The organism is Antarcticibacterium flavum (assembly GCF_006159205.1).
GTDB classification, from domain to species: Bacteria; Bacteroidota; Bacteroidia; order Flavobacteriales; family Flavobacteriaceae; genus Gillisia; species Gillisia flava.
Genome location: NZ_CP040812.1, coordinates 747077 through 765028 on the forward strand (window position 1 = coordinate 747077; position 17952 = coordinate 765028).

At 41.3% G+C, this 17952-nt stretch carries 21 protein-coding genes; 16 read left to right on the forward strand and 5 right to left on the reverse strand.

From position 1 onward, the window contains the following. Positions 1 to 45 precede the first annotated feature (45 nt). The 9 genes from FHG64_RS03215 to FHG64_RS03255 all read left to right on the forward strand — a co-directional run bounded on the left by FHG64_RS03215 (position 46) and on the right by FHG64_RS03255 (position 6602). Positions 46 to 336: a rhodanese-like domain-containing protein gene (locus FHG64_RS03215; protein WP_139065052.1), complete on the forward strand. Its 291-nt coding sequence runs from the start codon at positions 46 to 48 to the stop codon at positions 334 to 336. Beyond that, entirely contained in the window at positions 333 to 653 is a 321-nt protein-coding gene (locus FHG64_RS03220; RefSeq protein ID WP_139065053.1) for a rhodanese-like domain-containing protein, read from the forward strand. The genes FHG64_RS03215 and FHG64_RS03220 overlap by 4 nt, the downstream gene beginning before the upstream one ends. Before the next feature lies 1 nt (position 654). Next, positions 655 to 876, forward strand: coding sequence for a hypothetical protein (locus FHG64_RS03225; RefSeq protein WP_139065054.1), 222 nt, complete (start codon positions 655 to 657; stop codon positions 874 to 876). 40 nt (positions 877 to 916) lie between these two features. Beyond that, positions 917 to 1366 carry an OsmC family protein gene (locus FHG64_RS03230; protein ID WP_139065055.1) on the forward strand — a complete coding sequence of 150 codons (450 nt, stop codon included), beginning with the start codon at positions 917 to 919 and terminating at the stop codon, positions 1364 to 1366. Between the two features lie 169 nt (positions 1367 to 1535). Continuing rightward, positions 1536 to 3041, forward strand: a complete 1506-nt coding sequence (locus FHG64_RS03235) for an FAD-dependent oxidoreductase (RefSeq protein ID WP_139065056.1) — start codon at positions 1536 to 1538, stop codon at positions 3039 to 3041. 6 nt (positions 3042 to 3047) lie between these two features. Beyond that, entirely contained in the window at positions 3048 to 3389 is a 342-nt protein-coding gene (locus FHG64_RS03240) for a hypothetical protein (RefSeq protein ID WP_139065057.1), read from the forward strand. A gap of 9 nt (positions 3390 to 3398) precedes the next feature. Further along, entirely contained in the window at positions 3399 to 5018 is a 1620-nt protein-coding gene (locus FHG64_RS03245) for a DUF4396 domain-containing protein (RefSeq protein WP_139065058.1), read from the forward strand. After that, entirely contained in the window at positions 5005 to 6285 is a 1281-nt protein-coding gene (locus tag FHG64_RS03250) for a hypothetical protein (protein ID WP_139065059.1), read from the forward strand. The genes FHG64_RS03245 and FHG64_RS03250 overlap by 14 nt, the downstream gene beginning before the upstream one ends. After that, positions 6282 to 6602, forward strand: coding sequence for a hypothetical protein (locus tag FHG64_RS03255; protein WP_139065060.1), 321 nt, complete (start codon positions 6282 to 6284; stop codon positions 6600 to 6602). Before FHG64_RS03250 ends, FHG64_RS03255 begins: the two co-directional genes overlap by 4 nt. Positions 6603 to 6914: 312 nt before the next feature. Here the strand turns inward: FHG64_RS03255 and FHG64_RS03260 are convergent, their stop codons facing one another. The 3 genes from FHG64_RS03260 to FHG64_RS03270 all read right to left on the reverse strand — a co-directional run bounded on the left by FHG64_RS03260 (position 6915) and on the right by FHG64_RS03270 (position 11117). Then, positions 6915 to 8252 (reverse strand): MBL fold metallo-hydrolase, encoded by a 1338-nt coding sequence (locus FHG64_RS03260; RefSeq protein WP_139065061.1) that lies wholly within the window; start codon positions 8250 to 8252, stop codon positions 6915 to 6917. A 180-nt stretch (positions 8253 to 8432) separates the two neighbouring features. Then, a complete protein-coding gene (locus tag FHG64_RS03265) occupies positions 8433 to 9680 on the reverse strand; it encodes an MFS transporter (protein WP_139065062.1) in 1248 nt (415 codons plus the stop codon). Between the two features lie 72 nt (positions 9681 to 9752). Continuing rightward, complete coding sequence (locus FHG64_RS03270) at positions 9753 to 11117, reverse strand: hypothetical protein (RefSeq protein WP_139065063.1); 1365 nt, start codon at positions 11115 to 11117, stop codon at positions 9753 to 9755. A gap of 150 nt (positions 11118 to 11267) precedes the next feature. On the opposite strand from FHG64_RS03270, the gene FHG64_RS03275 reads away from it, so the two are divergent. From FHG64_RS03275 to FHG64_RS03295, 5 genes are all read left to right on the forward strand, one after another. Beyond that, a complete protein-coding gene (locus FHG64_RS03275) occupies positions 11268 to 11624 on the forward strand; it encodes a hypothetical protein (RefSeq protein WP_139065064.1) in 357 nt (118 codons plus the stop codon). 76 nt (positions 11625 to 11700) lie between these two features. After that, on the forward strand, positions 11701 to 12150 hold the full coding sequence (locus tag FHG64_RS03280) for a DoxX family protein (RefSeq protein ID WP_139065065.1): 450 nt from the start codon (positions 11701 to 11703) through the stop codon (positions 12148 to 12150). After that, on the forward strand, positions 12147 to 12563 hold the full coding sequence (locus FHG64_RS03285) for a DsrE family protein (protein WP_139065066.1): 417 nt from the start codon (positions 12147 to 12149) through the stop codon (positions 12561 to 12563). The genes FHG64_RS03280 and FHG64_RS03285 overlap by 4 nt, the downstream gene beginning before the upstream one ends. Before the next feature lie 11 nt (positions 12564 to 12574). Then, the gene (locus tag FHG64_RS03290; RefSeq protein WP_139065067.1) at positions 12575 to 12994 is read left to right on the forward strand and encodes a sulfur reduction protein DsrE; all 420 of its coding nucleotides are present in this window, start codon (positions 12575 to 12577) and stop codon (positions 12992 to 12994) included. 12 nt (positions 12995 to 13006) lie between these two features. Beyond that, the gene (locus tag FHG64_RS03295) at positions 13007 to 14662 is read left to right on the forward strand and encodes a bifunctional metallophosphatase/5'-nucleotidase (RefSeq protein ID WP_139065068.1); all 1656 of its coding nucleotides are present in this window, start codon (positions 13007 to 13009) and stop codon (positions 14660 to 14662) included. A gap of 75 nt (positions 14663 to 14737) precedes the next feature. On the opposite strand, the gene FHG64_RS03300 is transcribed toward FHG64_RS03295, so the two are convergent. Together FHG64_RS03300 and FHG64_RS03305 are read right to left on the reverse strand one after the other, a co-directional pair. Continuing rightward, positions 14738 to 15331, reverse strand: a complete 594-nt coding sequence (locus FHG64_RS03300; protein WP_139065069.1) for a TlpA family protein disulfide reductase — start codon at positions 15329 to 15331, stop codon at positions 14738 to 14740. Positions 15332 to 15460: 129 nt separating this feature from the next. Further along, a complete protein-coding gene (locus tag FHG64_RS03305) occupies positions 15461 to 16258 on the reverse strand; it encodes a sulfite exporter TauE/SafE family protein (protein ID WP_139065070.1) in 798 nt (265 codons plus the stop codon). A 218-nt stretch (positions 16259 to 16476) separates the two neighbouring features. Between FHG64_RS03305 and FHG64_RS03310 the strand changes: the two genes are divergently transcribed. Then, on the forward strand, positions 16477 to 16803 hold the full coding sequence (locus tag FHG64_RS03310; RefSeq protein WP_139065071.1) for an ArsR/SmtB family transcription factor: 327 nt from the start codon (positions 16477 to 16479) through the stop codon (positions 16801 to 16803). Then, positions 16800 to 17951 (forward strand): NAD(P)/FAD-dependent oxidoreductase, encoded by a 1152-nt coding sequence (locus FHG64_RS03315; RefSeq protein WP_139065072.1) that lies wholly within the window; start codon positions 16800 to 16802, stop codon positions 17949 to 17951. Before FHG64_RS03310 ends, FHG64_RS03315 begins: the two co-directional genes overlap by 4 nt. Position 17952 lies beyond the last annotated feature (1 nt).

Sequence of the window (17952 nt, forward strand, 5' to 3'; positions counted from 1 at the left end):
CAGATGCAGTATGAAAATAAGCGAAGTTTAAATAAAATATTTAAGATGAATACAGAAGACCTAATAAAGAAAAACAAAGGAACCGTTGTTGATGTACGCACTCCTGCTGAATATAGAGGAGGAAGCGTGGCAGGAGCTGTAAATATTCCTTTAAATGAAATTCCACTAAGACTTGATGAGTTAAAGGACCTGGAATCCCCGTTGATCTTATGCTGTGCCTCCGGTAACAGAAGCGGGCAGGCTGCACAATACCTTAGCAGGGAGGGTGTGGATTGCGTAAATGGAGGATCCTGGCTGGATGTGAATTTTTTAATTTCTGAAGAGGCTGAACTATGATAAATAAATTAAAAGAATTACTTGGCATTAAACCGCCGGTTGATTACAGCCAGTTAGTTAAGGAAGGTGGGATCATTGTAGATGTAAGAACAAAGGCAGAATATGCAGGAGGACATATAAAGGGATCGAAAAACATTCCGCTGCAATCCCTGAATGCTAATCCCAATATCTCTAAAAATAAAGATGCGCCTATCATTACCTGTTGTGCTTCCGGGATGCGAAGTGCATCTGCCAAAAGTTTTTTGAAATCAAAGGGGTATACTAATGTGCATAATGGTGGAAGCTGGTCAAACTTACATAATAAAATTTCTTCTTAGGATGCGTAAGAGAATATTTACCGGGTGGACCTGGACAAGATTGGCCTTTGTGGTTATAGGCGTACTTATGATCATACACGCAGGGCTTGATGGAGAATGGTTATTCACCCTTCCCGGTTTCTATTTTGCGGGAATGGGAATTTTTGGCCTTGGCTGTGCCTCCGGTAGCTGTTCAAATAGTGCCTGTGAAGTCAAACCTGATCATGATCATAGGACCTCCTAACATGAGGTCTTAATTTTACAAAAAATTAAATATATACTTTATGGATCCACATACTTATAACGTAGACCTAACCTGGTTATCTCAAAGAAAAGGGGAAATTTCTTCCCCGGAACTTGACCAAATAATAGAAGTGGCGACCCCGCCGGAATTTCCCAAAGGAATGCCCGGAATATGGTCCCCGGAACATCTTTTCACCGCAGCTGTAAGCAGCTGTTTTATGACTACTTTTTTAGCAATTGCTGAAAATTCCAATTTGGAATTCAAAAGCCTTAGCTGTCCTGCTGAAGGAATCCTGGATAAGAAAGATGGAAAATTTGCAATGACAGAGGTGGTTTTAAAACCTGTAGTCACCATTGTAAATGAAGCCGACAGGGAAAAAGCAGAGAAAATAATGATCAAGGCTGAAAGAGCCTGCCTCATCTCCAACTCCATTACTTCTGAAATTAAACTCGAGACTGAAGTATTGGTGGAAGAGAGACAACCTGCCTAAACAGAGAGTGAAAATTGAAACACCCGGATTCCCTTAATTAAGGGGTCCGGGTTTTTTGAAAAAAAACGAACAAAATTTAAGATTTACCGGCGAATGTTAAGATAAATATAACATACTGCAGCTTCTAATGCAGATATCATTTTTTAACTTTGTTAAAAAGGTATTAGAAATGACCACATCCATTTGGAAAGCTAAGGCTTCAAATAACCACTATCCACCTCTACAAGGACAATTAGAGGTTGATATCGCTATAGTTGGTGGTGGAATTACCGGTATAACTTCTGCCTATCTATTGGCAAAATCCGGGGTGCGGGTTGCTGTACTTGAAAGTATGCAGGTTGGTGGGGGAACAACTGCCGGTTCTACGGGCAATTTGTACACAATGGTGGACAACCGCCTGCACCATATCCAGGCAAAATTTGACAAACAAACAGCCAGAACAGTCGCTGAATCCCGTACAGCAGCAGTCGACTTTATCGAGCAGCTCACATTAGACTATGATATAGAGTGCAGTTTTAAAAGACAACCCTGGATCCTCTACACTGAAAGCGGCGAAGAAAAGAAGATCATTCAAAAGACCAAAGAGGCCCTACGGGATTTTGGTTTAGAAGTGGAGGAACTGCAATCTCTGCCTTTGCCGTTTCAAATCGATTCGGCTATTAAAGTTGAGAATCAGGCGCAGTTTAATCCCGCTGCTTTTGTTTCCGGGTTGGCTCAAAATATAGAAAAGGACAGGTGCAAAATCTTTGAGAACACTCCTGTTCATCATATTGAAAAAGGCTCTCCACATATTCTCCATACCCCAAATGGGAAAGTTACAGCTGGGAAGGTCATCCTGGCCACACATTCTCCAAAAGGTGTATATGCGCTACATTCCAAATTATTCCCTCATAGGGAATACGCACTGGCCGCAAAATTAAAGTCGGGAGAATATCCTGAAGGTATCTTTTGGAGTACAGATTCCAAAACTCATCCCTCCCTTCGTTCCTATGATACGGCAGATGGTAAATATCTTATAACAGTTGGATACCACCACAAAGTGGGACAGGAGGATCCCCAAAAGGATTATTTTGGAGATCTTGAAAAGAACCTGAGAAGAATCTACGATGTTGAAGAGGTGGTGTATAAATGGTCTGCACAACACTATAAACCTGCAGACGGGCTGCCATATATTGGTGAAAGCAGCGATGACAATATTTATGTGGCTACCGGTTTTTCTACAGATGGCCTTACCTATGGGGTTGTTTCTGCAATGATCTTTAAAGACCTCCTTACAGGAAAGGAAAATAAATGGGCAAAGACCTATGATGCCAAACGATTTACGCCCCTGAAATCTGCCAAACCGTTTATCAAAGAAAATCTTAATGTGCTAAAGGAATACCTCAAGGATATTCCCGGAAAAGCAGAGGCTGGAATGTTTTCTGAAGTTAAAAAAGGAGAAGGAAAGATCATAGAGATGAAAGATGAGAAATGGGCGGTGCACCGGGATGAAGACGGAAAGCTCTGTGCAGCATCGGCGGTATGTACTCATATGGATTGTATCGTTAACTGGAATAATGAGGAAAAGACGTGGGATTGCCCCTGCCATGGCAGCCGGTTTAGACCAACCGGTGAGGTTATAGAAGGGCCGGCTTTTTCACCCCTTGACAAAAGACAAATTAATCCCGAGAAATAAAAAATTATGGTAATTGCAGCAATTATTCTTATTGCCCTGGCCGTTTTTTTAGGAGCTTATCTGTTAACTTATGTCCTGCAGGGAAAACATCCTCCAAAAGCCATTGTTTTTGCACATGGTACCTGTGCCGTTTTGGGAATTCTTTTAATTCTCATTTACGCCCTTACCACCAATGAACACCATAAACACTGGGACAGCTTTGTTATTTTTTCTATAGCAGCCATTGTGGGAATCTATTTATTCTCCCGTGATATAAGACACAAAAACGTTCCGAAGTGGGTGGCCATTCTGCACGCAAGCGTTGGCCTTTTTGGATTTATTTGGATACTAACTCATGTACTACACTAAACACATACTATGATACGCTGGTCCTATCCTGTTTTAGCTTTATTCATCTTTATTGTTATAGGTTTTGGCCTCATCCTAACTGCCATGGAAGGTGTAGAAACTGCAGGATTGGTTAAACCTCATCATGACCCGGAGAAGGGACGACTTATATCTCATATGAAGAATACTACCCATCTCTCTGGCACAGCTGCAGAGGTACATGAAAAGATGAAAGAAGCCATTCCATATTTCGAAGCTCAAACGGCTGACTTTGCACCTACGCTTGAAAACTGGAAGCAGTTTGTGAAAAGCAGTATTACCACAAACCCAGATTCCAAACATGTGATTCTTCTGCCATCCGGAAAACCCGAAGCACTGGAATGGGCACTACCGGCGATCTTCTACGCTAAATATCATGGTTCACCTGTTGTTTTTGCTGATGAAATTGAAGGAAATCAAGCCCTCCTGGAAAGCAGAAAGGTGTTTGTAATTGGCCCTGAGGAACTTCTTTCAACGGCAAACCTGGGATCCATTAGGGACTTTGAAAGAATAACTGCAAGAAATCCTGCGGCCCTGGCAGTCAAAATTGCACGGTATCGTGATAATGAAACAGAATTTGGTTGGGGAAGAAGTGGAGACAGGAAGACCGGATACTTCCAGTTCCTAATGGCTACTCCTTCTGAAGCCATAGATGCTCTGGCAGCTTTGCCCTTAGCCAGAAGTAATGCGGCAACAGTTTTATACACAGATGAAAAAGGGGGACTCCCGGCTGTTACAGATGCCTACATCTGGTCTCAGCGGGCAGATTGGTTCGTCACTCCGTCTGAAGGTCCTTTCCGCCATTTTTGGGTTGTGAGTTCGAGCATGAGCTATAAAGCTCAAAGCAGGATGGATTTTTCAGTTGAAAAATCTGAATATCCCACTCTTGGTGCGGTAGCTCTTGGACCCCTGGAAGCTGTAGTAATTATATTTATTTTTCTGGGTATTGCAGGCGGGATTTTCATAATGGTTCACTCTTCATATACCCTGCCCATGGTATCTATTCCGGTGAAAATTGCCTGGACAATGGGTGCCATGGTGCTGCCAATCCTGGGAGTGATATTGTACTTTAACGCTTACAGGAGACCGTTCTATAAAGAAGATGGAATGATGCGCTGGCTTAGGCCGCAGAACATACAAAGCGCTGCAGCTACCATGATGGGCTTTGGTTATGGCGCTCCGCTTATGATCGCAATTGGATATCTACTGGCTTATTTTGGGTTCCCCATCTTTTTTTCTGAAACTCTTAACGACAGTGTCTTCTGGCTTGGTGCCGGGATGCCGGTAATGATGATGATCATGTATTTTGGAGCCATTATAGTGGCCGCTCTTATGGTTCATTACCCCATGAAGGAAACAATGATGGAAATGAAGGACGGCAAATTGATCAAACAATCTTTTAGGATGACCTTTATAAGTATGACCATGGTAAGTCTTGGAATGATGACCTTTACCTGGTGGTTTATGATGACTCACCTGCCCATGATGCCTGCAGAAGATGATATACTCTGGTTTGGAACTTTATGGATAGCGTCTTTTTCAGGGTTTATAGTGGCCTGGCCGTTTAACTGGATTATGATAAGAAAAGAAATAAAACATGGAAATCGTTAAGAGCAAACTTATTCCGGCAATACTGGGTCTTATTCTTATGTCTTCCTGCGGAAAGTCTGAAGGGCCTCCCCAGAAATCTGATGTCCCCTTACAGGAGGAGGCTAATTATACAGCCTATACCACCCGATTGCCCGGAGGTGACCCTGAAACTGTTTCCCTCCTGGTCACCCAGGCGGTTTATGCCGCCACAAGGGAGGATAATGCCGTAGGCGCCATTATGTTAACCCCAATGGATGAGGCAATTGCTTTTACCGCTATGCACAGGATAACCCACATGCCAGTAAATGCTCCCCTGCTATTCCTTGGAAAGGACGGAAAGATCTCTGACAGGACTTTTCAGGAAATGAAACGTCTAAAACCAGATGGGGTGATGCAGGATCAAAGAAAGCAGGTATATGCTATTAATATTCCTGAGAACGAAATAGAGAGAATCAAAAAAGAACTGAAATACAATGTAAGAACCTTTTACGAAACCGATCCGGTAAAACTGGCTGAACTTTTAGATCGCTGGCAGGCTGCTATGAAGGCAGACCATCCCGATGAAGTGGTAATCTCTGCTGTAGACCATCCGGACGGGATAAAACACGGAATGGGTGCCATGGGCTGGAATGCCCACATGGGTAGGGGGTTTGCCTGGGTTTATACAGATAGTATTCCTCAGGCCACCAGGGAAATGCTTAAAAGAAGATATGGACGGCATGGCTCTTATATGTACCTCACCGGTGGTTCTGATGTGATCTCCGATAAAGTTGCCAAAGAACTGGGAGAATACGGTCTGGTAAGACGGGTAGCTGGGGATGATGTTTTTTCTTCTAATACAATCAACGCGGGATACAAAGATTTTGGAAGGAACTTTGGCTGGGCCTGGGGCTGGAAGCCAAGAAGTTTTGGCTGGGGCCTGGCACAGGCAGGTCATAATTACATATTTTCAAATGCCGATAACGTCTTGGCTACTATTCCGGCTGCGGTACTGGGGCATATGGGTAAACATGGCCCAATTCTACTGGTAGAATCGGAAGAACTTCCACAGGCAGTTAAAGATTATCTAAAAATGGTAAAACCTTTTCCTGCCAGTCCGCAGGAAACAATTCTCAATTTTGGTTGGATAATTGGAGACAATAGCCAGATTTCAAGAAATGTACAAATGGAAATAGACAGGCACCTCGCACCTTTCCCACTGGAAGAAGAGCAGGTTCCAGCAGAAACCAATAATGATACGATCCCCCAGGAAACGATCAATGATACTGTGCAAAATCTACAACAATGAAAAAAACAGATAAGAGAGAAGAAGATCTTATAGTGGGATACACCGATGAGAATCCAAAAGGACAGCTAATTTATCATCCTGTAATCCTTAATCAGGCTCTATTATGGGCTGCTATATCAGGTATGGTCCTGGGAGTAATTTCCTATCTAATAGCATACGGTACTATTCCTGTAGCAGATTTTGGACAATTTTCAGCCAGTTCAGACTGGGTAGCAGCAATTACAGGATTTGGAGTTGGAGTAGCATTAGGAGGACTGGCGGGAGGGCTTTTTGGTTTAAACCGAATGATGAAGATGAATGGAAAAAAGGGAAATTAGACTTATTGCGGTTGCTGAAAACCAGTGTGTCGACCCTTGCTCTAACTGAAATAGTTCTTTTGTTGTTCCTGCTGCACGCCTTGCAGGCATGGTGTCTTCCCTGCCCGTCTTTAGTTCTATTGACAAAAAACCAGGGAAGAAATGGACAGGGAGAAATAAGCATTAAAAGGAGATTTAGTGGAAGTCTAAAAAGCAGGAGATCCAAATAATGCAGAAAAGGTCATTAAAGCAACTACCAAGAATTAAAAACCACATATAAAAAGAGGCTGCCATTACCGGCAACCTCTTTTCAATATCTGTATTAATTTATATTTATTTAAAATCCTGTATTGCCTCGCTTAGGTCAAAAACCTTTTGATCCTTAAATTTGTTCTCAAGAATGCTGCTTCCGGCAGCAGAGCGATATCCTCCTGCACAGTGCACTACAAAAGGCTTATCTTTTGGTAATTCTCCAGCACGGTCCCTTAATTCATTCAGCGGGATACCAATTGCGCTGTCAAAGATCTTACCTTCAGCCAGCTCGCTTTCATTCCTAATATCAACAATGGTATAATTATCCTTATTACTCTTAAAGTCACCAAGATCGAAATCATCAGATTTCCTGGATACTTTTTCACTTAAAGTGATCACGCCTTTCATTTGTTTCTCATACCCAATCTTGGCTGTTCTTTCCAGCAGTTCATCTATATTTTCTACAGAATCTACAGCAAGATAAAATGGTTCTTCAGGCTCCACTATAGCTCCCAGCCAGGTTTCATATTTATCACCCTCTGTACGGGACATTATATTTATACTATTTGGAAGATGGCCTTTTTTATAAGCATCACCATCTCTCACATCTACCACGGTAATACCTTCTTCAACATCATCTACTCCAATTTGAAGGGGAACCCGATATTTTTCCTGTTGAACGTTCCCTGCTCCACTTCGGTTAATATCCACGTTAAATCCAAAGTATGAAGGGATAAAGGGTTGGTCCTTCAGGATCTCCTCTACAAATTCCTCTTCAGTTTGTTCTTTAAAGGCCCAGTTACCCATGCGCTCATCGCCAAGGGTACTGGAAGGGGAATCACTCATATTCTTCCCGCAAAGAGAACCGGCACCGTGCGCGGGATATACAAGAGCATCATCGGGGAAATCATTGAATTTGGTTTGCATTGTTTGATACATTGCTTTGGCAAGTTCCACCCGTTTTGCTGTCATATTCCCGGCTTTTTCACGAAGATCTGGCCGGCCCACGTTACCAATGAATAAGGTATCCCCTGTGAATAAGGCGGTTTTCCCGTCTTCTTCTGCAACAAATGTCAAACTATCTGGAGAATGACCGGGAGTATGAAGTGGACGAATTTTTATCTTTCCAATCTTTACTTCCTGTCCTTCATCAAAGGATTCATGAGGATAACTTACCCCAACTTTTTCGCTCACGTAAATAGTGGCACCAGTTTCCTGATGTATTTGTAAATGTCCGCTCACAAAATCGGCGTGGGGATGTGTTTCAAAAACAGCAACGATCTTTGCATTTTGCTCCTCGGCATATTTATAATATTGCATAGGATTACGGCTGGGATCAACCAGGGCCATCTCGCCTTCACTTACGATGGCATATGAAAAATGCGCTAATGGGTCGTCTTTAAATTGTTTTATAGTCATATATCTTTCTGTTTAGTTTGTTTAATAATAAAATTATATAAATGCTCCCTTTTTTAATTGTTGATACAAAAATAACCTACAGAATGGCCATATTCAGTAACAATTGTTACAATCATCCCTTGTTTCAACCATTGATTAATTAAGCTTCAATAAAAGTAACACTTCTTGCTAAAATTATCCTTAGCTATGCCTTTTTATTGAAAAAAGGCCGGGAGCAACATGGGTGCTTTTCATCCTGAAAAAGATGATCCAGGAAGAGATAAAAGTGAGTAGTCCCACCAATAATATTGCTGCTTCAATGCTTATTAAATCTGAGATTATCCCGGTGAGAATGGCACCTACTGCATAACCCATATCCCTCCACAACCTGAAGATCCCAATACTTTTTGCCCTGTTCCGGGGGTGGGTATTATCTGCAATTGTCGCCAGGAAGGTGGGGTAAACCATTGCAGTACCCCAGCCCAGTAGTGCCATAAGTACATTAAAATGCCAGAAGTTTTCTGCCCAAACCAATGTCAAAAGCACCAGGGCCTGTAAGAGCATCCCGTAGAAAAGCATATCTTTTTTCGAGAACTTATCGGCCATTTTTCCTGTGACGAGTTGCCCCATTCCCCAAACAGCTGGATAGACTGCAACTACAATTCCTATTTGTTCCAGGCTAAAACCTTTAGCCCCAAGCAGGATTGGAAAAAGCCCCCAGGCCATCCCATCGTTAAGATTATTGATAAGCCCTGCCTGGGTGACCGAACCAAGATTCCTGTGTTTCCAGGTAGTGTCCCAAAAAATATTTTTAAGAAGGCCAACGGTGTTTTGGTCTTCTTCCTTTAATGAGTGACCGCGGGTATCCCTTATTAAAAATATGCTCATTCCAAGACCCAGGATCATTAGCAAAATGCCAAGGTAAAATGGATATGGTCTCAGCCCGAACTCCCCGGCTATCCAGCCTGTTAAGAAGGCCACAATTGCTACTGCCAGGTAACCTGCGAATTCATTGAGTCCCATTGCAAAACCCCTCTGTTTTTCACCAACCAGGTCGATCTTCATAACCACAGTACTGGACCAGGCGAGACCCTGATTAATTCCCAGCAGTACGTTGGCTCCTATGATCCAGTTCCAATTGGGTGCATACATAAGGATGAAAGGAATTGGAATAGCAAAGATCCAACCCAGTATCAATAAATTTTTCCTGCCAAACTTGTTGGCAAGGGCTCCTGCATAATAATTGGAGATGGCCTTTACAATACCAAAAACCACTATAAAGGAAAGAATTGCGGAAGTGGCAGCCATTCCAAATTCCTTTTCAGCTATCTCAGGCAGTATACTGCGCTCCAGTCCAACAATGCCCCCAACAAAGGCATTAATTATCACCAGTAAGGTGAACTGTTTCCAGTTTTCCTTTAGTCCTAATTTGATATTTTCAGTTTCCATTTTTATCAGAGATTAACAGGGAAAGCAGTGTGAATCAAAAGATTTCTTGCACTCAAAAAATCCAGAAATGAATTAAAAATTAAAATTCGTGACAAAATTCAGCTGGTTAAAATTACTCTTGTTAAAAATACTTTCCGCATCCCGTGTATTTTGATTTTCCCTGTAAACCCAGAGAAGATCAAAATTAAGCCCATTCAGAAAGCCGTTGAACGCATAAGTCAAATGCGTATTGACCTGGAAAGACTCATCCATATTATATTTATTAAACTGGAAATCTCCGGGAGTTGTTCCCTTGACTTGCTGCAGTTCTACCCCAAAATGTAAAGCGGGACGTGGAAGCAGAAATTCTCCTTTCAAAGTATAAACATTGGCAGCTCCTAAACCTTCCAGCCTGGATCGTGGAATGGAAGTGAAAAACCTATCCCTTCCTAATTCCTTGGGGAAAAGAAAACGGCCGGTATCAAAAGCATGGGTATAGGCGAAGGCAAAATTAAATCTATTATTTCCCCAACCAAGTTGAGAACTTAAAACCAGTCCATTCTCATCTGGCTGTATATAACGGTTTTCATACGCCATTCCTTCAGAAAAATTCATTGGGGTTTGATAAACGTATTGCAGTCCCAGGTTAAAACCATTATACACATAATTTGCTTCTGTCCATATCGTATTATGTAGTTTATCGATGAAAATATCATAAATAGCCAGATTGAAATTTTTAATTTGATAATTATAATTAAAGATTCCTATTCCATTCACAGGATAAAATCCATGATAATTTGCCCTCTCCCCGTTTGGTTGAAATCCGTTGAAGAAAAGGCCTAACCCCTCCTCCAGGTCAAACCACTCTGTTGTTGAACGGGGAGATACCCCATCCAGCCACCCCAGGTTAACATTGTGTTGCATGTTCAGATTAAAATATCCCCAAAACCCTCTGTGGGCAAAAGGTTTCATTCTCCCGTCACTGTGGTTAAGCAATGGGGTATAGCCGCTTTCCAGCTTACCATAGGAGATATATGATTTTCCAAACCTGTAGCGTATATAAAGTTCCTCCAGCCTGTCCAGGTCCTTAAAGTTTCCCTGATTCAATACATCATAGAGTTCATACTCCCATTTGGCATTCGCACCGGTAATTGGATCTTCCAGGCCAAGATCACTTCCAAAGGTCTTAAAAGTGAAAATGCCCTTTACCCCTGCTTCAAATCCTTTAAAATTTCCGGTGGTGAATCCTATTGCCCCACCTGTGGCATTGGTGTAATAGCTGGTAAGGTCCTCCCGATTTATGGTAGCCATAAAAAAATTGCGGATATGGCCGTGGATGCTGCTTTCCTGAAAAATGGCTATCAAGCCGTTCTCCTGACGCACAGTCGCAGGGCTATGGTCCTGCGGATAAAGGTTATATGAAAAAAGAACAAAGACAATAATTATTATAAACCTCATTGATGATTAAGAATTTGGTGCAAAGCTCTCCATTTATCCTCTTAACTTCAGTAACAAAAGTTACTTACAGAATTCTCATTCCATCTAATTTCCTTTATGTAACAAAAGTCACAAAGCGTTCAACAGCAAATTTCTATATTTGACCCTCTTATGAATTGGAACTCTTACATAGCTGTCGTTTTTGCCTTTATTTTCTTCGGAAAATTCCTGGTGATGGATTCCAAATTCCTGGTAATCCTCCTGGATGCTGATGAAGTAGTCTATGTAAACCCATTTTGCAAAAAGAAGAATGCTAAAATAGATGGAAATACCAGTCCCGAAACGTTTCACATAGATTCAAACCAACTGAATATTTCAATGGACACATTTTGTAATGCGTCCTTCAAATTCGAGATCTTTAACTGGGAATACAGTATAGTAACCGAAGAAACCAGGGCATATGCCTACCACTCCCCTTCCCTGCCCGATTCTACAATGGACAGGTCCTACCCTCCTCCAAAAGCTTAATAACTTTCCAGCAAAGTTTTAATCTTTTTTCTCACGCTTCAGAGGCTTTCGCCTTCTGAACCTCAACCTATTATTCATGACGACTCATATATATGTAAGCCGTCGCTCCATTCAGGTATTGCGAATTTTGCTAAGTAGCATTTTCTTAATAGCCAGTTCAAATCATTTGATGAATGTAGAGCAAACGGTAAACCGAATAGACCAGGCCAGTTTTAAGGGTATAGCCTATTTTTTTGGTAATCCTGAACTACTGGTAATCCTTTCAGGAATTGTAATGCTGCTTGCGGGCATTGCCTTTCTTATAGGCTTTAAAACCCGGTGGGCGGCCATTGTGCTTCTCGCTGTAGTTATACCTATTACTCTTACAGTACAGGTAGGACAAATAAATACCCTTGGCCCATTATTTAAGAATATCGCCATAATTGGCGGGCTTCTATTTTTTATCCTTAATGATTTTAATAAAGAAACAAAAACAGAATCAAAATCGGCTCAACCAGGCTTGAGCGTTAAAAACCAAAAACTATGAAATTATATTTTTTAACCAGTATCCTTTTTCTTTTTGCTTTAATAAGCAACCCTGCCAATGCACAGGTCCAGGATGACCTGCAAAACTATGTGGTCTTAACAAAGAAGATCCCTCAACTCCAGCCTATCTTTTTAACTGCTGAAACTTTAGCCCACGAAGATGGAAAGAACTTCGGAAAATTTGAAGTGATCATTTGTGGTCAAACAGTGAAGGAATTGACAGATAAAAATATGATGCAGGATTATATCGCCAAGGCTAAAAAGCACAATGTTGAGCTTATTGCCTGTGGGTTCTCATTGAATAAATTCGGAGTAGACCGCAAGGATATTTCCCCGGAATTACGGGTTGTTGAAAACGGCATCTTATATAACCTTCAGCTACAAAAGAAAGGTTACACCAGTATTTCACTTTAAAAATGGAAGCTATGAAAAGATCAATAGGAATTTTTATGGTGCTTATTATGTGGGGAATTACCGGCAACGCACAAACCAATTTACAGGGAGAAATGAACAATTATGTGGTGTCAACCACCCAAATCCCGCAACTACAACCCATCATCCTTACAGCTGAAGCTTTAAAGGAAGAGGACGGGGCAAAGTTTGGAGACTTCCAGATCGTAATGTACGGGCCCAATGTAAATGAGCTTACAAGTAAAGAAGAGATGGAAACCTATACCGCCAAAGCAAAAGCTGCCGGAGTGGCCATCTTTGTTTGTAAGATCTCTATAGGCAGGCTGGGGATTGAACCGGGTGAACTGCACGAATATATACAGGTGGTGGATCACGCTTATACACATCTACTCCAGCTAGAGAAAGACAAAAATTATTACAGTTTACAACTATAAAAAACAAAATCTATGAAATTTAATTTAAAGAAATCCTTATGGATCCTGGCAGTACTGGGGCTCTTTAGTTTTACCTCCTGCAACCAGGCAACCGGTGGAAATTCAGAAGAAAAAAAAGAGACTAAAGATACCCTTAGCATTACCGTGCTGCAAACAGCAGATATTCACGGACAACTGGATCCCCACCCAGAACTATTCTGGGAAAACGAGGAGATCGTTTTTAAGGAAAGAGGTGGCCTGGCCTATATAAAAACCCTCTTTGAGAAAGAGCGTAAAAAGAATCCCGGCCGCACCCTGATCGTGGATGGCGGAGACCTCATCCAGGGTAGCGGTTATGCGGCGCTTTCTGAAGGTAGTATTTTTCCCGAACTCATAAGTAAAATGGGCTATGACGTGATCATCCCGGGCAACTGGGAAGTGGTCTATGGAAAAGAAAGAATGATGGATATAATGACCAACTACAACACCCCGGTGATCGCACAGAATATGTTCCATGAGGAAGAAGGGAAGGAACTTTTCCCTCCTTTCTGGACAAAGGAAATTGAAGGTGTGAAAATTGGATTTATCGGCATCAATGACCCCGATGTACCGGTGCGTCAAAATCCTATTTTTAGTGAAGGAATGACCTTTAGTGGGATCGAGGATGAAGTGAAGGAACTTATAACTAAAGTTAAAAAAGAGGAAGAAGTAGATGTGCTTTTCCTTGTCACCCACATAGGAGTATTTAAACAGGTGGATCTTGCTAACCAGGAACTGGCAAAAGATGTGGATTACATCCTTGGGAACGATACCCACGAGAGAGTAAGAGAGCTTATACAGGGGAAATATGCCAAGGTAACCGAGCCGGGAGCTTTCGGTTCTTTTGTTGGGAAGCTCACGTTGCATTTTGTAGATGGAAAGCTGGTGGGAGATGAGTACGAACTTATGGACGTGGATCCGGAAGTTTACCCCGCAGATCCTGAATTGCAGCAGTTAGTGGACAAAGCTAAAGAACCTTACAAGGAACATCTGGAAACCGTGGTTGGATATACCTCCACCCCCATTTACAGATACCTTACGGTAGAAAATCCAATGGACAATATGATAACCGATGCCGCGAGATGGAAAACAGGAGCCGATATCGCTATTTCCAATGGGTTCAGATTTGGAAATCCTATCGTGCCTGAAGATGGGAAACCTGCGCCTATAACCCGTGCCAACCTGTGGAACCTGCTTCCGGTAAATGAGAAAGTGAAAACGGGAAAAGTCACCGGACAGCAGATAAAGGACTGGCTGGAGCGGGAAATGCATAACGCCTTTGCACAGGTTCCTTCCGAAAGATTTGGTGGGTGGCTGGTAAGATTCTCAGGCATGGAGGTAGATTTTAACAGCCAGGGCAATAAAGGGGAACGGATAAAATCCATTACAGTAAAAGGCGAGCCAATGCAAATGGATGAATACTACACAATTTCTGCCTGTGTACGCCCAGGGGATCCTATGGATAATTTATGTCGAATCCCGGATGTGGAAGATGTGGAAGTTAAAGATTACACCATTCACGATGTGGTTGAGGAGTACCTCCGGAAGAATTCCCCGGTTTCTCCAAAGCTGGAAGGCCGTGCTTACTGTGAACACCTTGGAAAGTATTCTTTCTCCACAGTACCGGGAACAGATTATAAATTTCATTAAAGGCAAATATTTAAAACGAAAAGTCTCACGGCAGCTAAGTTGTGAGGCTTTTTAAATTACAAAATTTGGATCTTATCAATATTGTTCCTTAAGAAATTCCTTAAACTTTTTTGTATAATAATCACCCATTCCTGTATGGGTTAGAACCAATTTGCCACTGGCATCAATAACATAGGTAGTGGGTATACTTGCGGATTGATATAAAGACGGCAAGACCCCTGCAGGTGCATACACCTCAAAATCATATCCTTTCCGGGAATTAAAGTCTATAGCCTTTTGAAAATCCTGGTCTACTGAAAGCATTATAAAAGCAACTTTGTCCTTATCTACATCTTTATACAGCTTATTTATCCCCGGCATCTCTGCAACGCAGGGTGGACACCAGGTGGCCCAAATATTTAAAAAAATTACTTTCCCCCTTAAATCTTCCATATCCACTCTTTCACCTTTAGAATTTATAAAGCTCATAGAAAAATCTGCCACAGGTTGAGTCTTATTATCAGCGAGATTCGTATCCTTATCTAAATCTGGATTCATAATCCCGGTTGCCAGGATACCCCGTTGCAGAAAACCTAATACTTCCGTATGATAACCGGTAAAATATAACCCGGCAAAAATTACAAGGATAAGACCGTATTCGATTAAATTCTTCTTTTTCTTTTTATTCATCACCAACGCCGATTATTTTTATAAACCCTGCTTACCTAAACAAGTTGCTCCTGCGACAGCATATCTTCAGGAATTGCACCTATAAGATTACTTTACCAACCTACCCAGGAATTAAATACGCCCCCGGGCTTAATATAATTCTTTCCAGATAATGTAAATCCCCATTACCATAACAAACCAGCCAAAACCTTTTTTAAGTTTTTTGCCATCTATAAATTTATTGAGATAGCCTCCCACAAAAATTCCTATAATTGAAAGAGCTGTAAAAATGAAAAGAAAGATCCAGTCAATTTCCAGGTTCTCCACATCTCCAATAAACCCTATAAGGGATTTTACCGCAATAATAAGAAGTGAAGTCGCAACTGCTTTTTTCATTGGAAGTTTAGCTAAAAGCACAAGAGCAGGGATAATTAGGAATCCGCCACCGGCACCTACGATCCCGGTAAGCACGCCTACTACAACACCTTCAATTACTATAAGGGGATAATTATATTTTACTTCGGTTTCAAGGAGTTCTTTCTTGCCATTATCTTTTATCATAGAAATAGAAGCTACCACCATAATAATAGCAAAGAACAACATGATCCCAATATCTTTGGTGACTTCAAAGCCCCAAAGCGTAAAAATATGGTCTGGGATGGCAGGTACCAGATATTTCCTGGTCCCATAAACCGCTATGAAAGCAGGAATCGAAAAAACAATTGCGGTTCGAAAATCTACCAGCTTTTTCTTCATATTGTTTAGGGCCCCTACCAAAGACGAGGCCCCCACTACAAATAAAGAATATGCAGTGGCTGTAACAGGATTTATCGCAAGTAAATAAACCAAAACCGGCACAGTGAGGATAGAACCTCCACCTCCTATGAGTCCTAAAACCACTCCAATAATCAATGCACCAAAATAACCCAGAATATCTAAAATTTCCACAGTATCTTTTTTTATTTGATGCAAAAGTAGCCCCGTTAATCGCTACCTGCAGTAACAAAAGTTACAGAGCCCTTTAATAAGCTAAAATATGATAATGGTCATAATTCTTCGGGAGAATTCCCTTTTACTTTGCATTATAAGTTCAAAAAAAAAAAAATCAGGTGAAAAATTTTTGAAGAATTGTTTAGGTTTTGCTAAACAATTAAATACATAAACCCATGGTGAATAAGAAAATATTTAAACTACAGGCTAATGTGAGTAAAGCTCTGGGACATCCATTAAGAATGGAGATCATACACCTCTTAAAAAATAAAGAAGAAAGTTTTTCTTATTTACTTGAAGCCACAGGATGTTTAAAATCCAATCTTTCACAACATCTCAAATTATTGACAGAGAACGGAATACTTAAAGTAAGGCGGGAGAGCCAGTGCAGCTACTTTTCTTTAACTTCTAAAAAAGTGGCCGAAGCCTGTTCATTAATGAAGGAGGTATTGCTGGAGAATTTAGAAGAACAACAGGAAATATTAAAAAAGATATACGTATGAAAACCATTTTAGTCTTAGGAGCAGGAACAGGTGGGGTAACAGCTGCCAGGGAAATAAGCAAGAACAGTGGAAATGAAGAGGACATTCAACTTGTAAAGATCCTCGTGTTTGAAAAAGAGGAAAAAAATGTGTTTTCCCCCAGCTTGCCATGGCTAATGGTTGGAAAAAGAAAACCGGAAGAGGTCTATGAAAAAACTTCACATCTCGATTCTTCAGGCCTGGAGGTTATCCAGGGAGAAATAGAACATATAGATCCCAACGACATTAGCATTACTGTAAATGGTAAAAAATATAAGGGAGATTATATGATAGTTTCTCTTGGGGTAGACCAGCAACCCCTCCATCACCTGGATAAATATGGCTATAATTTCTTCACCCTGGATGGAGCCACTCATTTTAATAAAAAACTTAAGAATCATACTGCAGGTAAAATAGCCATCCTTGTTTCCTCACTCCCTTTTAAAAGTCCTGCTGCTCCCTACGAGGCGGCGATGCTCATAGAGGAATATGTGCGGAAGAATGATCTCAAACCTACTACAGAGGTGGCTGTTTATACGCCAGAAAAAGGACCAATGGAATTTGCCGGTAAGGAACTCTCAGAAGAATTACGAACCCTGCTGGAGCATAAAGGGATCAAATATTATCCAGGTCATCAAATTACTGAAGCCACTGAATCTGGTCTCACTTTTAGCAACGGGAAAACCTACGAATATGACCTGCTGGCTTATACTCCTAAACACCAAAGCCCTGATGTAATTAGAAATAGCTCCCTGGCCGGAGAATCAGGTTGGATAGATGTAGACAAGGATAATTTGCAAACTATATTTCCTAATGTTTACGCTATTGGAGATAATACCAATATTACTACAGAAAATGGCATCACTCTCCCCAAAATTGGAGTTTTTGCAAGACAGCAGGCCATTGTTGTAGCTCATAATATTGGAAGAAAAATGGGGAACCAGGTGCCTGATGAAAGTTTTAAAGGAGAGGGAAAATATTTTATAGAATATGGAGAAGGACTTGCCAGTACTGCCGAGGTACATTTTTATGACTCACCGCAGCCAGAGGCAAAAATGAAAACCCCGGAACAATGGGGACACTGGTCAAAATGGTGGGAAGAAAAATACTGGTTCTTTAAAAATTTTTAAG

Coding starts and splice junctions, on each gene's coding strand:
- FHG64_RS03215 (WP_139065052.1), top strand. CDS start 46: ATGAATACAGAAGACCTAATAAAGAAAAACAAAGGAACCGTTGTTGAT.
- FHG64_RS03220 (WP_139065053.1), top strand. CDS start 333: ATGATAAATAAATTAAAAGAATTACTTGGCATTAAACCGCCGGTTGAT.
- FHG64_RS03225 (WP_139065054.1), top strand. CDS start 655: ATGCGTAAGAGAATATTTACCGGGTGGACCTGGACAAGATTGGCCTTT.
- FHG64_RS03230 (WP_139065055.1), top strand. CDS start 917: ATGGATCCACATACTTATAACGTAGACCTAACCTGGTTATCTCAAAGA.
- FHG64_RS03235 (WP_139065056.1), top strand. CDS start 1,536: ATGACCACATCCATTTGGAAAGCTAAGGCTTCAAATAACCACTATCCA.
- FHG64_RS03240 (WP_139065057.1), top strand. CDS start 3,048: ATGGTAATTGCAGCAATTATTCTTATTGCCCTGGCCGTTTTTTTAGGA.
- FHG64_RS03245 (WP_139065058.1), top strand. CDS start 3,399: ATGATACGCTGGTCCTATCCTGTTTTAGCTTTATTCATCTTTATTGTT.
- FHG64_RS03250 (WP_139065059.1), top strand. CDS start 5,005: ATGGAAATCGTTAAGAGCAAACTTATTCCGGCAATACTGGGTCTTATT.
- FHG64_RS03255 (WP_139065060.1), top strand. CDS start 6,282: ATGAAAAAAACAGATAAGAGAGAAGAAGATCTTATAGTGGGATACACC.
- FHG64_RS03260 (WP_139065061.1), bottom strand. CDS start 8,252: ATGACTATAAAACAATTTAAAGACGACCCATTAGCGCATTTTTCATAT.
- FHG64_RS03265 (WP_139065062.1), bottom strand. CDS start 9,680: ATGGAAACTGAAAATATCAAATTAGGACTAAAGGAAAACTGGAAACAG.
- FHG64_RS03270 (WP_139065063.1), bottom strand. CDS start 11,117: ATGAGGTTTATAATAATTATTGTCTTTGTTCTTTTTTCATATAACCTT.
- FHG64_RS03275 (WP_139065064.1), top strand. CDS start 11,268: ATGAATTGGAACTCTTACATAGCTGTCGTTTTTGCCTTTATTTTCTTC.
- FHG64_RS03280 (WP_139065065.1), top strand. CDS start 11,701: ATGACGACTCATATATATGTAAGCCGTCGCTCCATTCAGGTATTGCGA.
- FHG64_RS03285 (WP_139065066.1), top strand. CDS start 12,147: ATGAAATTATATTTTTTAACCAGTATCCTTTTTCTTTTTGCTTTAATA.
- FHG64_RS03290 (WP_139065067.1), top strand. CDS start 12,575: ATGAAAAGATCAATAGGAATTTTTATGGTGCTTATTATGTGGGGAATT.
- FHG64_RS03295 (WP_139065068.1), top strand. CDS start 13,007: ATGAAATTTAATTTAAAGAAATCCTTATGGATCCTGGCAGTACTGGGG.
- FHG64_RS03300 (WP_139065069.1), bottom strand. CDS start 15,331: ATGAATAAAAAGAAAAAGAAGAATTTAATCGAATACGGTCTTATCCTT.
- FHG64_RS03310 (WP_139065071.1), top strand. CDS start 16,477: ATGGTGAATAAGAAAATATTTAAACTACAGGCTAATGTGAGTAAAGCT.
- FHG64_RS03315 (WP_139065072.1), top strand. CDS start 16,800: ATGAAAACCATTTTAGTCTTAGGAGCAGGAACAGGTGGGGTAACAGCT.